Raw genomic sequence first — 14,780 nt, 5'->3', positions numbered from 1 at the left:
CACCCCTTCCCGATTCTGCCCCCGCCCCCGCACCCGGTGGACCATCCGCCGCCGCCCAGGCGCAGGCCAACCAGGCCGATGACCTCCTGGCAGACATTGACGCCGTGCTGGAAGCCAACGCAGAAGAGTTCGTCAAGGGATTCGTGCAGAAGGGCGGTCAGTGACCCCATGGACCGCAGGATCATGGGCCTGGAGACCGAATTCGGCATTGTGCACACCGTGCCCACCGGAGCTGCCCTGAGCCCGGATGACACCGCACGGCGCCTGTTCCGTCCCATTGTGGAATGGGGGAGGTCCTCCAACGTCTTTCTGCCCAACGGCGCTCGCCTGTACCTGGACGTGGGTTCCCATCCCGAGTACGCCACCGCCGAATGCGCCACGCTGGAGGACACCGTGGCCCATGACCGCGCCGGTGAGTTGATCGTTGATGACATGCGCGGGCAGTTGGAAGCCAAGCTGGCGGAGGAGGGCACGGGCGGGTCCGTGTACCTGTTCAAGAACAACGTGGACTCCGCCGGGAACTCCTTTGGTTCTCACGAGAACTACATGATCGCCCGCTCAACCCGGTTCGCCCGCCTGGTGGCTCACCTCATCCCGTTCCTGGTCACCCGCCAGCTCATTGCCGGTGCGGGGCGTGTTCACCCGCAGGGTCCTGTGGCTTTTGGCCAGCGTTCCTTCTCCCAGAACGCCGGGCAACCCAGCTACTCCTTTTCCCAGAGGGCGGATCACATTTGGGAGGATTCGTCGTCGTCCACCACGCGCGCCAGGCCGCTGATCAACACCCGCGACGAACCCCACGGGGATGCTGAGCGGTTCCGGCGGCTGCACGTGATTGTGGGGGATTCCACCATGTCCACCACCACCACAGCACTGCGGTTGGGCGCCACGGACCTGATGCTGCGCATGATCGAGGCCGGTAACGCCCTGATCGACCGCACGTTGAAGGATCCGGCTCTGGCACTGCGCCAGATCTCCCACGATCTCACCGGCACGGTGCCCGTGGAGCTTGCCGACGGCACGCAGCGTTCCGCTCTGGACCTGCAACGTGAGTACCTGGAGACCGTGACCCGCTTTGTGCAGGCCAACGGCGCCCACCATGATCGCGTGGACTGGGTGCTGGATCTGTGGGCGCGCACCCTGGATGCCGTGCAGCGTCGGGACGTCACCGGAATCGACACGGAAATCGACTGGGCCATCAAGAAGAAGCTGCTGGACTCGTGGGTGGCGCGCAACGGCTCCGACTACGCAGCACCCCGGGTGGCTCAGATGGACCTGGCCTTCCACGACGTCGCCCCTGGCCGCGGACTGTTCCGCATGCTGGAGGAGCGGGGCATGGCAGCACGTCTGCCCGGCACCGATGGCTCGGAGGCTCAGACGGCTGTGACCACTCCGCCGGAAACACGCGCCAAGATTCGCGGCGCCTTGGTCAAGGCGGCCATTGATGCCGGCAAACACACCACCATCGACTGGGTGAACGTCAAGATCAACGGCGCCACACAGCGGATCGTGACCTTGCGCGATCCCTTCCTCACACACGACGACGACGCCGCAGCCATGTTGGCGATTCTGCGCCGTGAAGCCGTCCGTGGATCCGAGCAGCCACCGGCGCCACCCATCATTTGAGTCAACTGTGTGGTGGACCCGATGCAGTGCTTGTGTGGGGCTGCCCGCGGCGGCCCCACACAGTCGGGGCTGTTTCAGGCAGCGAGCTGGATGGTCTCTGGACCCCACCGCAGATAACGGCACACGGTCACTGCTGCATCCAGGGCGGAGTTGTAGTCCGTGTGCATTTGACGTGTCACCATCTGGCCGTCACCGGTGTGGATGGTCAGCTTCCATGCGGGCACACGGCGCAGGTTGGCAAACCAGGTGGTGCTGATGTCCACGATCGGGACGCCCACACATTGACCGGCGGCCACGGGGGGCAGAGGCAGGGGGTCGATCACGGCGCCATTGCCGTGAATCGGGGCAGAGTGCTCGGGCACAGGTTCTCCTGAGAACGGACCAGCTGGGGGACTGGATGAATGACATTGGGGGAATGTCCAACTGCAGAACAACTGTGGACATGATAACTGGTCAGTGGGTTAGTGTGGGGACATATTGCTGTGATTGCATTTAGAGTCGCCAGGTCTGGCCGTTAGCATGAATTCGGAGCTTGTGGGACAGTCCCTAAGTCCATCCACGCGGACCAGGAAGGTGACACCATGACGATCACGGCGCGCAGGACATCCAACGTTCTGACCCGTGCCGTCGCCGTCGTCACGCTGGCAACATCAACCGTGGTCATGAGCGGTTGTGGCCTCACCGGCCCCAGCCCCCGGGCGGTCACCCAGGAATTCGTCTCCGCCATGCAGAACCAGGACTGGGAGACTGCCTGCCAAACTCTCTCCCATGACTTCATCCACCGGAACATGAACGGGGACTCGCGCTACTGCGTGCATTACCTGAAGCAGTGGCACGCAGGCTCCAACACATTTGAGGGGATGTCTGTCCCCTCTCAGGACACCGAAACCCGCTCGGACGGCACCAAGGTCACGGTGGATCTGGCCAACGGCTCCACGGACCATGCGCGCGTGGTGGATGAAGGTGGGGAACTCAAACTGGCTCGCTACCCGGGTCAGGACAAAGCCGCGCGCTGATGGCCTAGCCTGGAGACACTATCCAGATGCACATGCGCCGCACGGCAACCGGTACCACCTGATGCCGCGGGGCTTCCCCCAAGGAGCAGCCCAATGAGCCAGCAGGACCAGGCCACCCCCCATGACGAGGCCGTGGAGATCGCACGGAATCTGATCCGGATCGACACCTCCAACTACGGCAGTGGCGACTCCAAGGGGGAACGGCGCGCCGCGGAATACGCCGCTGGCCTGCTGGAAGACGTTGGATTGAGCACCACCCTGGTGGAAGCCGCCCCCGGTCGTGCCAACGTGTTCGCCCGCATCCCCGGATCAGACTCATCGGCCAACGCGCTGCTGGTCCACGGTCACCTGGACGTGGTGCCTGCCATGGCCCAGGACTGGTCCGTGGACCCCTTTGCCGCTGAGGTGCGTGACGGCATGATCTGGGGCCGCGGCGCGGTGGACATGAAGGACATGGACGCCATGATGCTCTCCGTGGTCCGCCACATGCAGCGCACCGGCCAGCAGCCCAAACGGGACATCGTGATCGGGTTCTTCGCGGATGAGGAAGCCGGTATGGAGTACGGCTCCAAATGGGTGGTGAACAACCACCCCGAGCTCTTTGACGGTGTCACGGATGCCATCAGCGAGGTCGGCGGGTATTCAGCCACCATCGGTGGCCAGCGTGCCTACCTGCTGCAAACCGCGGAGAAGGGCCTGATGTGGCTTCGTCTGCACGCGGACGGCACGGCTGGTCACGGTTCCCAGGTCAACCACGACAACCCCGTGACCACGTTGTCCCGGGCGATCGCCAACATTGGTGAACACCAGTGGCCCATTGAGCTGACCAAGACCACTCGGCAGTTCCTGGACGCGGTCACGGAACTGACCGGCGTCGAATTCGATCCTCAGAACCCTCAGAAGTTGCTGGCGGAACTGGGCTCCGTGGCGCGATTTGTGGGTGCCACGCTGCAGAACACCGCCAACCCCACGCAGTTGCGCTCGGGATACAAGACCAACGTGATTCCAGGCTCCGCTCAGGCCGGGTTGGACGTGCGCTATCTGCCGGAACAGCGCGAACTGGTCCTGGCCAAGCTGCAGGAACTGGCGGGGGAGAAGGTGCGCATCGAGTTCGAGTCCGATCAGATCGGGCTGGAGGTTCCGTTCTCCGGCACCGTGGTGGATGCCATGGTGGATGCGCTACAGGTTCACGATCCGGAGGCCGTGGTGTTGCCCTACATGCTCTCGGCCGGCACGGACAACAAGTCCCTGGACCCGTTGGGCATCACGGGGTACGGATTCGTGCCGTTGCGCCTGCCGGAGCAGTTGGACTTCCCGGCCATGTTCCACGGCGTGGATGAGCGGGTGCCCATCGCCTCCCTGGAGTTCGGGGCCGATGTCCTCCACACGTTGCTCACCAGCTACTGATTCGCGCCCTCTTCTTCCTCCTCCACCCGCCGAGCAGTGAGTTAGTCCGTACCATCCCGTTCAACGGTGATTTGTGCCGCCCATCAGCGCTGATGGGCGGAACAACTCACGTCTCGGCGGGGCCAAGGTGGCCAGGGGCGGCACAACTCACTGCTCGGCAAAGCAGGTGCGAAGGTGCCGAACCAACTCCCCCCGCCGAGTAGGCCTTTTGATCGCCCCTGATTGGGTCAGCAGCGATCAAAAGGCCTATTCGGCGGGGGTGTGGAGGGCAGGGTTATTCGGCGGAGTAGAGGGTGCTGCGGACACGCATCACGCGGCGTCGCATCCAGAACTTCCGGGTACCGCCGTAGAGATGCACCGAACGGGTCAGTTCCCACTTGCCGTACTCGGCATGCTCACTCAGGCGCATCCGGGCATCGGCAACACGCTCGCCAGGCGCCACGGTCAGCACCAGGTATTCAAAGCGCTGATCAGCGTCCATGGTGATCCGGGCTGTGCTGTGCACGATTTGCTCTCTCATCTCTCCCCATTCTGCCCGCGGACGGGTAACGTCTGAACCATGAGCACCGATCCGCGAGTCGCCCTGCAGTCCCTCGTTTCCGCCCTTGAGGAGCACCTGGCTGCCCTCTCCAACCGTCGCAGTGACCAGGACCCTGCCGTCGACGCCGCTTACGTGGCCATTGCCGATGCCTTCGATTCCTACGAAGAAGCCTTGTACGACAACTTTGATGAAGTCACCCCCCTGACCGTGTTCGCTGACGACGACGAAGACGATGACGACGACTTCGATGACCTGGAAGAAGCCGACGACGACTCCTCCCCACTGGATGAGGACGACTACGACGACCTTGACGAGGATTCCTCAGACGATCGCTGAGTCTTCTGACCTACGCTGACTGAGAACAGCCCCCACCGGCGCCCCGCAAACTGATCGCGGGGGCGCCGTCGTCTGGTGTGCTCACAACTGTGAGCGACCACGCAGGCTGTTGACGGGCAATGTGGAATCCACGTGATCTAAGGTGGCCGGGTGGACTGGCTTTCAACAATCATTCTTGGCCTGGTGCAGGGACTCACCGAGTTCCTCCCCGTCTCCTCGTCAGCGCACCTGCGCATTGTGGGCGAGTTCCTTCCCGGCGGCGCCGACCCCGGTGCGGCCTTCACGGCCATCACCCAGCTGGGTACGGAAACGGCGGTGGTGATCTACTTCTGGCGCGACATCGTGAGGATCGTCAAGCACTGGGCGCTGTCCCTGGTGGGCCGGATCGACCGCAAGGATCCGGATGCCCGCATGGGTTGGTTGATCATTGTGGGTTCGCTGCCCATCGGTGTGCTGGGCCTGTTGTTGGAGGACTGGATCGACACCTCCTTCCGCAGCTTGTGGATCACCGCCACCATGTTGATTGTGTTCGGTGTGTTCCTGGGTATCGCTGACAAGGTGGGCAAGCAGGTCCGCACCCTGGAGAACCTGAGCGTCAAGCACGGTCTGCTCTACGGTTTTGCGCAGGCGCTGGCCCTCATTCCCGGTGTTTCCCGTTCCGGTGGCACTATCACCGCCGGTCTGTTGATGGGTTACAAGCGTGAAGCTGCTGCCCGCTACGCCTTCCTCTTGGCCATCCCCGCCGTGTTCGCCTCCGGGCTCTACAAGCTGGCCTCGGAGATCACGGATCCCTCACCGGCTGCCTACTCCATGACCCAGACTCTGGTGGCCACCGTGGTCTCCTTTGTGGTGGCCTACGTGATCATCGGCTGGTTCATGAATTACATCTCCAGCCGGTCCTACTCCTTGTTCGTGTGGTACCGCATTGCCCTGGGTTTGGTGGTCTTCCTGCTCCTGGGCTTTGGCGTGATCTCTGCCATCCCCGCTGTCACGCTCTGATCCGCCCCCGCTGTAGCTGCCCCCCGTTTCTGTTGAGAGGTGTCCATGAAGTCCTGGTCCGCGCGTCCCGTCCCTGATCTGCCCGGCCGCGCGCCTGTACCGGCGATCTTTGACACCCGCACCCAGCAGGTGGAGCAGTTGCCCCGGCAGGAACGAGCCAGCCTGTACGTCTGTGGCATCACCCCGTACGACGCCACGCACATGGGCCATGCGGCCACTTACGTTGCTTTTGACGTCCTGCACCGCGCGTGGCTGGATGCTGACATGGCGGTGGACTACGTCCAGAACGTCACGGATGTGGATGATCCGCTGTTGGAACGGGCCGAGCGCGACGGCGTTGACTGGCGCGACTTGGCTGCCGGTCAGATCGAACTGTTCCGCACGGACATGACGGCCCTGAACGTCCTGGCACCGGCCCATTACACGGGCGCCACCGAATCCGTTGACTGGATTGTGCCCGCTGTGGAGGACCTCATGGCCCGCGGCCTGGCGTACCGCGTCAACGGCCAGAACGGCGAGCCTGATGGGGATGTCTATTTCGACGTCGCCGCCGTGGGTGCCCTGGGCGCTGACGGCAATGCGCCGTCGGAACCGCAATCGGCGTGGGCCACACCGTGCGGCCCCGACGACGGCGGAACGGGTGCCTGCCCCGGTGCCTGGGAACTGGGCCAGATCTCCAACCTGACCCGTGAGGAAATGCTGCCCTTGTTCGCCGAACGTGGCGGAGACCCGCAGCGTCCGTGCAAACGTGACGCCCTGGACCCGTTGCTGTGGCGGGTGGAACGTGAGGGGGAGCCCTCCTGGGACGGGGCCTCACTGGGCCGCGGCCGGCCGGGCTGGCATATCGAGTGTTCGCTGATCTCCCTGCAGTACCTGCCCGCTCCGTTCACCGTGCAGGGTGGGGGATCGGACCTGGTGTTCCCGCATCATGAGATGGGTGCCGGTCACAGCTGGTCCATTTCCGGGCATCCCATGGCGCGTAGTTTCATGCACACCGGGATGGTGGGGTTGGACGGGGAGAAGATGTCCAAGTCCTTGGGCAACCTGGTGCTGGTCTCCAAGCTGCGCGCCCAGGGTGAGGACCCCAATGCCATCCGCCTGGCCATCATGGCTCAGCACTACCGCACCGACTGGTTCTGGACGGATCACTTGCTGGAGTCGGCCCGCAAGCGTCTGGCCCTGTGGCGGCAGGCTGCTGATCTGGCGCAGGACGGTTCTTTTGAATCGGCTCTGGAGCCGGTTCGCGTGGCCTTGGCGCAGGATTTGGACACCCCGACCGCACTGGCCGCCGTGGATCAGTGGGCTCAGACTGCGATTGCCGGCGCCCCGGGTTCGGGTGACTCCTTGGCTCGGAGCGCCATTGAGGCCCGGCTGGGAATCACCTTATGACCTGGGGGCACCTGCCTCCCGTCAGTCGTGTTCACGACGACGCAAGAAGCGTTCGAATTCCTGCGCAATGGCATCTCCTGATGCCTCGGGAAGATCTGTGGTGTCCTTGGCCTCTTCAAGTTTGGCTACGTAGGCAGCAATTTCAGGGTCGTCCTCGGCAAGGTCATTGACCCCGCGTTCCCAGGCCTCGGCATCCTCCACCAGATCCTCCAGGGGAAGATGCAGGCTCAGCAGATCCTCGAGCTTGCGGATCAGCGCCAGCTGCGCCTTCGGTGAAGGGGATTGCCCGACGTAATGCGGCACCGCTGCCCACAGGCTCACCGTGGGGATGCCGGAGACCGCAGCCAGGTGGGAGAGCACACCCACGATTCCCGTGGGCCCCTCGTACTCCGAACCTGAGACCTCCAGTTCATCCTGAAGTTCATCCGTGTCTGAGGTGGTGGAGACCGGAATGGGGCGGGTGTGAGGGACATCCGCCAACAGGGCGCCCAGCATGACCACAAAGTCCACGTTCATGGCAGCGGCTTGTTCCAGGATTTCCGCGCAGAAGCTACGCCACCGGTACGAAGGCTCCCACCCGTGCAGCAGAACCAGATCCAGGTTGGTGCCGTCCACCGTGGCGGTGGAGAGTTTGGTGGTGGGCCAGACCAGTTTGCGCTCACCCGTGGCTGAGCGCGTCATGCGGGGGCGGGAGTACTGGTAGTCGTAGTACTCATCAGCCGCCACTTCAAAAACTTCACGAGCCCCGTAGTGCTCGCCCAGCATCTTGACCGTGTCCGTGGCGGCATCGCCGGCGTCGTTCCACCCTTCAAAGGCTGCCACCAGAACTTTGACGCGCTCCGGGGAACCCGCTTCACGGACCACTCCGAAGGGACCGGCCTGCGGTTCTGAATGGGGCTGGGTTTCGTCGAATCCGTTCACCCATCTCACTCTACGCGGATGGTTGGCTCTGATCAGCCCGATAGGATCCACCCCATGGATTCCCGCACCCAGGACCCACACCACCAAAACCGGTCTGCCGATGATCGGCGCGGCGCTGTCACCAATCAAGGCCGTACTGGTGCCGAGCAGGACCCTGCCGTCAATTCGGGCCCGCCTGATGCCGTGCTGTGGGACATGGACGGCACCTTGGTGGACACGGAGGTCCACTGGTTTGCCGCCGAGGCTGATCTGATGGCACAGCACGGTGCGCCATGGACGCACCAGGACTCCTTGGACATGGTGGGTTCCAATGAAGCCGACATGGTGGCCGCCATGCAGGGCAGAGGCCTGGACCTCAGCGCCCAGGAGATCGTGGAGGGTCTGAACACGCGGGTCAGGGATGGCATAAGCCGGGATCTCCCGTTGCGCCCGGGCGCGTTGGACCTGCTGGTTGCCTGCCGTCAGGCTGAGATCCCCACTGCCCTGGTCACCAACAGCGATTCCGTCCTGGCAGGTGCCGTACTGGAGGAACTGAACCGCCAAGCTCGGCACCGCGGTTGGAGCGGAGGCCAACTCTTTGACATTCGGGTCACCGGTGATCTGGGTCTGCCCGGCAAACCCGCTCCTGCGCCCTACACCTTTGCGGCGCGCCGGTTGTCGGCACTGGCCCGGGAGCGGGGTCACGGGCCTCTGAACATTGAGCGGATGGTTGCCATTGAGGACTCCCCCACCGGAGTACGCTCTGCCGTGGCGGCAGGTGCCACTACGGTGGCCGTGGTGAATCTGGCCCCGCTGGAGAACAACGGCGCCACGGTGGTCCTGGACTCCCTGGATGGCGTGACCGTGCAGGATCTGATGGGGTGGATGGAGGGCCATGCCGCCCGTTGAGGCTGCTGGACCCGCTCGAGGAAAGCGGAAGTCCCTGCGTCTGGGACGGGTTGGTGGATTCCCGCTGCTGCTGGACCGGTCCTGGTTTGTGATCGCCGCGGTGATCATCCTTCTGTACTCACCTGTGCTGGGGCGGGTGCTGCCCAACATCGGCGGGTGGTCCTACGCCGTGGCGGCGGCCTTCTGTCTCCTGCTGGCGCTCTCCGTCCTGTTGCACGAGTTGGCGCATGCGTGGACGGCACGAGCGTTCGGGTGGCCCGTCACGCACATCACGTTGTCCCTGATGGGCGGACACACCAGTTTTGGCGCCACCAGGACCTCCTGGTTGGCCTCCCTGGTGATTTCCGTGGCCGGGCCGGTGGCCAACATCCTCCTGGGTCTGGCGGGATGGGTGGCGGTGGCAGCACTGCAACCGTTGGAGGCCGGTGGTGCGTTCAACGTGGTGCTGGTGCTTGTGGAACTCACCAGCTGGGCCAACTGGTTTGTGGGCATCTTCAATCTGATTCCCGGCCTGCCCCTGGACGGCGGACGCGCCCTGGAAGCGGTGGTCTGGGGCATCACTGGGCGCGAGTTCGTGGGAACGGCCGTGGCGGCATGGACCGGACGGGTCATTGCCGTCCTGGCGGTGGCTTGGATTCTGGTCAGTGGCTTGTGGCGTTCCATTCCGTTGCTGATCCTGGCCGGTTTGCTGGTGTGGATGCTGTGGGCCGGCGCCGCCTCATCCCTGCGGCGGGCCCGCGCCGCCCGCGCGATGTCCGGAATACGCGCCGTGGACCTGATGGAACCAGCCATTGCGGTTCCAGCTGAGACCACGCTGGCCACCGTGGAAGCCATCCTCCGGGGTGCCTTCAGCAACCCCGCGGACACCGTGGCTGAACCAGGCCCAGTCGCGGTGTTGGCCATGGATGGCCAGGACTGTGTTGGCATGCTCAACCCCGCTCGGGTGACCGCTGTGGACCCGCACCAACGGGCCCACCTGGCCCTTGGCGAGGTCATGGACCCGGTGACCGGCAACGCTGTCATTCCATCTGATCTTGCGGAACTGAACCTGCTGGAAGCCACGGCCCGCAGCGCCCAGCCGATGTTTGTCGTCGTCGATGGCCACGGGACACCGGTTGGTGTTCTGAGAGCGGCGCGGTTGAACACCGTGCTGCGGGAAGCCGGACTGCTCCGGTGACGCGGCACCAAAACCGCACCAGGCAAGCCCGGCGCAGATGACACAATGGGCCGCACCGACCCCGTAGCACCACCTGAAAGTGAGCCCATGACCCAGTCCCACACGCAGCCCACCGGCGCCATCAACCGACGCGGACCCATGCGTGAAGGGGAACGGATCCAGCTCACGGATGACCGCGGAAAGCTGACCACCATCACGCTGACCGTGGGCGCTGAATACCAGACCCACAAGGGTGTGCTGCCGCATGATCTGTTGATCGGTCAGCCGGAAGGCACCGTGGTGCAGAACTCCGTGGGCATCCAGTACCAGGCGCTGCGGCCCCTGATGAAGGACTTTGTGCTCTCCATGCCCCGCGGTGCGGCCGTGGTCTATCCCAAGGACGCCGGCCAGATCGTGACCATGGGAGACATCTTCCCCGGCGCGCGTGTGGTGGAGGCCGGGGTGGGCTCCGGTGCTCTGACCATCGCACTGCTGCGGGCTGTGGGAGATGAAGGCACTGTGCACTCCTTTGAACGCCGGGAGGAGTTCGCGGAGGTGGCCGCCGGCAACATCGCCACCATGTTCGGCGGCTCCCACCCGGCATGGCAGTTGAGCATCGGGGACCTGGCCGAGGAACTGGGCAATGCCGAAGCACCCGGGTCCGTGGACCGTGTGGTCCTGGACATGCTGGCCCCGTGGGAGTGTTTGGACGCCGTGGCCCAGGCCTTGACACCGGGCGGTGTGGTGATCTGCTACGTGGCCACCGTGACTCAGCTCTCCCGCACCGCTGAAGCCATGCGCACGGACGGGCGCTTCACGGAACCCGATGCCCACGAAACCATGGTCCGTGGCTGGCACGTGGAGGGTCTGGCGGTGCGCCCCGATCACCGCATGGTGGCGCACACGGGCTTCCTGATCACCGCCCGGCGGCTTGCGGACGGCGCCCCGCGCCTGGCGCCCAAGCGCCGCGCCTCCAAATCGGATTACACCCAGGAGGACCTGCAGGCCTGGACCCCCGTGGCCCTGGGGGAGCGGGAAGTCTCCGACAAGAAGGCCCGGCGCGCCAGCCGCGATGCCCAGCACCTGGCGCAACGGGCAGCTGTTGCGGACTCACACGCCCGCAACGACTCACAGGAGACCCACGCAGAGGGTGCTGGCACCCCGGCGACGGATACCGGAACCGAAACGGAGGCCCACGACGACGTCGTGCGTTGATTCAGCAAGTATCCAGATCACCCCGTTACGCTGGCTCAAAACCTTTGAGGGTGGACTTCACGCCGCCCAACCAACCGCCACTTGCCGCACGCGCCACTGCGTGCGATACGGAGGATCACGTGCGTAAGGCTTTGCTGAGGACCGGAACCGCAATCGGGGCAGCGCTGTTGTTGACAGCCTGTTCCCCCGGCGGATTCAACTCCGTGGAACTCAGCAACGATCCCTCCGCCGGGGACGTCCCGGAGATCACCTTTGAAACCCCCGTGGAGGTGGAGGAGAACCAGACCAAGGTCTTGCGTGAGGGTGACGGCGCGGAGATCCAGGACGGTTCTGTGCTGCTGGCCCAGGCCGTGATCTACCGCGGCTCTGACGGTGAGGAGGTGGGGGAGTCCTACTCCTCCGGTGCGGGCCAGATCCTGAAAGTTGATTCTGACCTCAAGGAACGACTTCCTGAGCTCTACGATGCCCTGACTCAGATGAAGGTGGGCGGCATTTTGGCGTACTCCTCACCGGCCACCGCGGGGCAGTCCGGGCAGGAGGGCGACAACTCCACCTCGGTTGAGGTCTATGAGATCGTCCAGGAGATCCCCACGCAGATCGAGGGGGAGATGTCCGATTCACCGGACGGTCTGCCCGAGGTCACGGAGAACGACGACCGTGTGCCGGAATTCGGTGAGATCGATGGCGACGCCCCGGACGAGATGGTCTCCGACTATCTGATCGAAGGCGATGGGGACGCGGTGGAAGCAGGCCAGACAGCGGTGGTGAATTACGTGGGTGCCCGTTGGGAGGACGGGGAAACCTTTGACTCCTCCTGGGAGGCCGGTGCACCTGCTGCGCTGCCGTTGGACAATGCCATTGCCGGATGGTCCGAGGGTCTGGAGGGCAAGAAGGTCGGCTCCCGGGTGATTCTCTCCGTCCCTGCGGACAAGGCTTACGGCACCACGGAGGAATTGGGGGAGGACTCCGGCTATCCCACAGGGGACTTGTTGTTTGTGGTGGACATCCTGGCTGCCGTGGACACCCCGGAACCTGAGCCCCTGCCGGACCCCACGGCCTCGGTGGTCAATGAAGGTGACGGTGATGAGGTAGATGAGGGTGACACCCTCCTGGTGACTCGGGCCACGGTGACCAACGGCGAACCCGGGGATGCCACGCCCTCCGTGATGAGCCTGGACGAGACCCTGAAGGACGAGGATTCCTTCACCTATGACCAGCTCAAGGACGCCAAGGTGGGAACCTCCGTGGACATCACCACCTCCAGCAGGGCTGGTGCCGGGCAGATCTCTGAGTCCACCACTCGTTACACCGTGCGGGAGATCATACCCACGGAGGTGGATGGCCTCATGGAGCCCACTCCTGAGGGTCTGCCCATGGTCACCCAGACCGACGGCGGGGATCCGGAGATCGCCCAGCCAGAACGCGATGCTCCGGATGACCTGGTCTCCGAATACCTGATCGAAGGTGACGGCCCGGAGGTCGAGGACGGCCAGACCGTGGCGGTCAACTATGTGGGTGTGCGCTGGGAGGACGGTGAGGTCTTTGACTCCTCCTACGAACGCGGCACCCCTACGGCCTTCCCGCTGGACGGTGTGATTGACGGTTGGTCCGAGGGTCTCAAGGGCAAGAACGTCGGCTCGCGCGTGATCATCTCCATCCCGGCGGACAAGGCCTACGGAACCCAGGAAGAGATTGAGGAATCCGGGAATACAACAGCCCCCGCAGGTGATTTGATCTTTGTGGTGGACATCCTGGGCGCCACGGACACCCCGGCAGCGGCCTCGGCCAGCCCGTCACCAGCTGCGGCCAGCCCGTCCCCGTCCGAGTGACCTGACACTCCACACCCCCACTGGCACCCAGTGGGATCTCACCCTCATCACAGACCCTCACGGAGGAAAACATGTCTTTCGGTCAGCGCAACCTGGACCGCAGCAAGCCAGAGGTCGACTTCCCGGAAGGGGAGGCCCCCACTGAGTTGAAGATCAAGGACCTGATTGAAGGCAAGGGCGCTGCGGCCCAGGCCGGCCAGCAGGTCTCCTGCCACTACGTGGGCGTCACCTTCTCCGGTGGAGAAGAATTCGACTCCTCCTGGAACCGCAACCAGCCCTTGGACTTCACCGTGGGCGTGGGACAGGTCATCCAGGGCTGGGACCAGGGCCTGCTGGGCATGCGCGTGGGTGGTCGGCGTCGTCTGGAGATCCCCTCCGAGATGGCCTACGGCGCGCGCGGCGCCGGCGGGGTGATCGGCCCCAACGAGTCCTTGATCTTTGTGGTCGATCTGCTCGACGTCCGCTGAGACCGTAAGTGCCCGTTGATCAGCAACGGCGCGCTTCCGAACGCCGTCTGAACCTGATTTTCGCGCTGCTCTATCGCGAGCGCGGTTACACCCGCTCCGAGTTGCGTGCTGCCGTACCGGATTACACGGCCATGCCCTCCGATGCGGCGTTCGAGCGTGCCTTCGAACGGGACAAGCAGGAGTTGCGTGCCCTGGGCTTTCCCATCGAGGAGGTTCCGGAGGACGCGTTTTTTGAGGAGGAGACCGCTTTCCGGTACCGGATCGCCCGCGGTTCCTTTGCGCTGCCCGCGCTGCAGTTCACGGCGGAGGAGGCCGCAGTGCTCTCCTTGGCGGCCAACGCCTGGACCCAGACCCCGCTGGGGAGCACGGCGCGGCGTGCGTTGCGCAAGTTGGAGCCCGTTCTGGAGCCTGCCGCAGGTGACGACGACGCCCCGCTGATCCAGCCCACCATCAGCGTTCAGGAACCATCCTTTGCGCCATTGATGGAGGCTGTGCTCAAGCACCGCCAGGTGGGTTTTGACTATCTGGCCGCCTCCACGGACGAGCTGTCCACCCGGCGTCTTGAGCCGTGGGGCGTGGGTTCCCGGTTCGGGTCCTGGTACGTGATCGGTTGGGACCTGGACCGCCAGGCCGAGCGCACCTTCCGGCTCTCCCGGATCGTCTCCGATGTCCGGATCACCACCACCACGTTCACGCCACCGGCTGATTTCTCCATGAACCAGCGGTTGGACGCCATGGAGGCGGCCCCGCAGTTGGGCTCGGTGACGGTGGATGTTGCCCCGGGGCGCGCGCAGATGTTGCGGCGGATGGCTTCGGCCACCGCCCACGGTGCCGGCCACCGCGCTGCCGACGCTGCAGAGGGTTTTGACCGCCTGACAGTTCCGGTGACGGAGCCCGAGCGGGTTGCCGCCGAGATTGCAGCGGTGGGCCCGGACGCCGTGGTGCCAACCCCTGCAGATGTGCCAGGCCCCGCCTCGGAGCCAGACCCTGCCG

16 protein-coding genes are annotated in these 14,780 nt (G+C 64.6%); 13 read left to right on the top strand and 3 right to left on the bottom strand.

Annotated elements, in window-relative coordinates; all coding sequences use genetic code 11:
• Both L979_RS12605 and pafA read left to right on the top strand, forming a co-directional pair.
• Positions 1-164: ubiquitin-like protein Pup (locus L979_RS12605; RefSeq protein WP_047692554.1), on the top strand; the 164-nt coding region annotated here is incomplete at its 5' end.
• Positions 165-168: 4 nt separating this feature from the next.
• Positions 169-1,623 (top strand): Pup--protein ligase, encoded by a 1,455-nt coding sequence (gene pafA / locus L979_RS12600; RefSeq protein ID WP_052209877.1) that lies wholly within the window; start codon positions 169-171, stop codon positions 1,621-1,623.
• Positions 1,624-1,697: 74 nt separating this feature from the next.
• Here pafA and L979_RS12595 read toward each other — a convergent pair whose 3' ends face one another.
• On the bottom strand, positions 1,698-1,985 hold the full coding sequence (locus tag L979_RS12595; RefSeq protein ID WP_047692553.1) for a hypothetical protein: 288 nt from the start codon (positions 1,983-1,985) through the stop codon (positions 1,698-1,700).
• A 219-nt stretch (positions 1,986-2,204) separates the two neighbouring features.
• On the opposite strand from L979_RS12595, the gene L979_RS12590 reads away from it, so the two are divergent.
• Positions 2,205-2,639, top strand: coding sequence for a hypothetical protein (locus L979_RS12590; RefSeq protein WP_047692552.1), 435 nt, complete (start codon positions 2,205-2,207; stop codon positions 2,637-2,639).
• Between the two features lie 93 nt (positions 2,640-2,732).
• On the top strand, positions 2,733-4,046 hold the full coding sequence (locus L979_RS12585) for a M20/M25/M40 family metallo-hydrolase (protein ID WP_047692551.1): 1,314 nt from the start codon (positions 2,733-2,735) through the stop codon (positions 4,044-4,046).
• Between the two features lie 274 nt (positions 4,047-4,320).
• On the opposite strand, the gene L979_RS12580 is transcribed toward L979_RS12585, so the two are convergent.
• The gene (locus L979_RS12580; RefSeq protein ID WP_047692550.1) at positions 4,321-4,566 is read right to left on the bottom strand and encodes a DUF5703 family protein; all 246 of its coding nucleotides are present in this window, start codon (positions 4,564-4,566) and stop codon (positions 4,321-4,323) included.
• Between the two features lie 39 nt (positions 4,567-4,605).
• On the opposite strand from L979_RS12580, the gene L979_RS12575 reads away from it, so the two are divergent.
• The 3 genes from L979_RS12575 to mshC all read left to right on the top strand — a co-directional run bounded on the left by L979_RS12575 (position 4,606) and on the right by mshC (position 7,311).
• Positions 4,606-4,923, top strand: coding sequence for a hypothetical protein (locus L979_RS12575; protein ID WP_047692549.1), 318 nt, complete (start codon positions 4,606-4,608; stop codon positions 4,921-4,923).
• Positions 4,924-5,073: 150 nt separating this feature from the next.
• A complete protein-coding gene (locus tag L979_RS12570; protein ID WP_047692548.1) occupies positions 5,074-5,922 on the top strand; it encodes an undecaprenyl-diphosphate phosphatase in 849 nt (282 codons plus the stop codon).
• Between the two features lie 45 nt (positions 5,923-5,967).
• The gene (gene mshC, locus L979_RS12565; protein ID WP_047692547.1) at positions 5,968-7,311 is read left to right on the top strand and encodes a cysteine--1-D-myo-inosityl 2-amino-2-deoxy-alpha-D-glucopyranoside ligase; all 1,344 of its coding nucleotides are present in this window, start codon (positions 5,968-5,970) and stop codon (positions 7,309-7,311) included.
• A 21-nt stretch (positions 7,312-7,332) separates the two neighbouring features.
• Here mshC and L979_RS12560 read toward each other — a convergent pair whose 3' ends face one another.
• The gene (locus tag L979_RS12560) at positions 7,333-8,232 is read right to left on the bottom strand and encodes a PAC2 family protein (protein ID WP_047692546.1); all 900 of its coding nucleotides are present in this window, start codon (positions 8,230-8,232) and stop codon (positions 7,333-7,335) included.
• 54 nt (positions 8,233-8,286) lie between these two features.
• On the opposite strand from L979_RS12560, the gene L979_RS12555 reads away from it, so the two are divergent.
• The 6 genes from L979_RS12555 to L979_RS12530 form a co-directional block, all read left to right on the top strand.
• Positions 8,287-9,120 carry an HAD family phosphatase gene (locus tag L979_RS12555; RefSeq protein WP_052209876.1) on the top strand — a complete coding sequence of 278 codons (834 nt, stop codon included), beginning with the start codon at positions 8,287-8,289 and terminating at the stop codon, positions 9,118-9,120.
• The gene (locus tag L979_RS12550; RefSeq protein ID WP_052209875.1) at positions 9,107-10,297 is read left to right on the top strand and encodes a site-2 protease family protein; all 1,191 of its coding nucleotides are present in this window, start codon (positions 9,107-9,109) and stop codon (positions 10,295-10,297) included. Before L979_RS12555 ends, L979_RS12550 begins: the two co-directional genes overlap by 14 nt.
• Positions 10,298-10,384: 87 nt before the next feature.
• Complete coding sequence (locus L979_RS12545; RefSeq protein ID WP_081994482.1) at positions 10,385-11,491, top strand: tRNA (adenine-N1)-methyltransferase; 1,107 nt, start codon at positions 10,385-10,387, stop codon at positions 11,489-11,491.
• 119 nt (positions 11,492-11,610) lie between these two features.
• Positions 11,611-13,320 (top strand): FKBP-type peptidyl-prolyl cis-trans isomerase, encoded by a 1,710-nt coding sequence (locus L979_RS15275; RefSeq protein ID WP_081994480.1) that lies wholly within the window; start codon positions 11,611-11,613, stop codon positions 13,318-13,320.
• Positions 13,321-13,391: 71 nt separating this feature from the next.
• Entirely contained in the window at positions 13,392-13,787 is a 396-nt protein-coding gene (locus L979_RS12535; RefSeq protein WP_047692545.1) for an FKBP-type peptidyl-prolyl cis-trans isomerase, read from the top strand.
• An 8-nt stretch (positions 13,788-13,795) separates the two neighbouring features.
• Positions 13,796-14,780, top strand: a 985-nt coding sequence (locus L979_RS12530; protein ID WP_047692544.1) for a YafY family protein, incomplete at its 3' end; no start/stop codon positions are given.

The sequence above is a fragment of the Kocuria sp. ZOR0020 genome (assembly GCF_000800955.1).
Taxonomy (GTDB): Bacteria; Actinomycetota; Actinomycetes; order Actinomycetales; family Micrococcaceae; genus Kocuria; species Kocuria subflava.
Note: the sequence above shows the minus strand (reverse complement) of the source record. Positions and strands in the feature narration are given on the sequence as shown.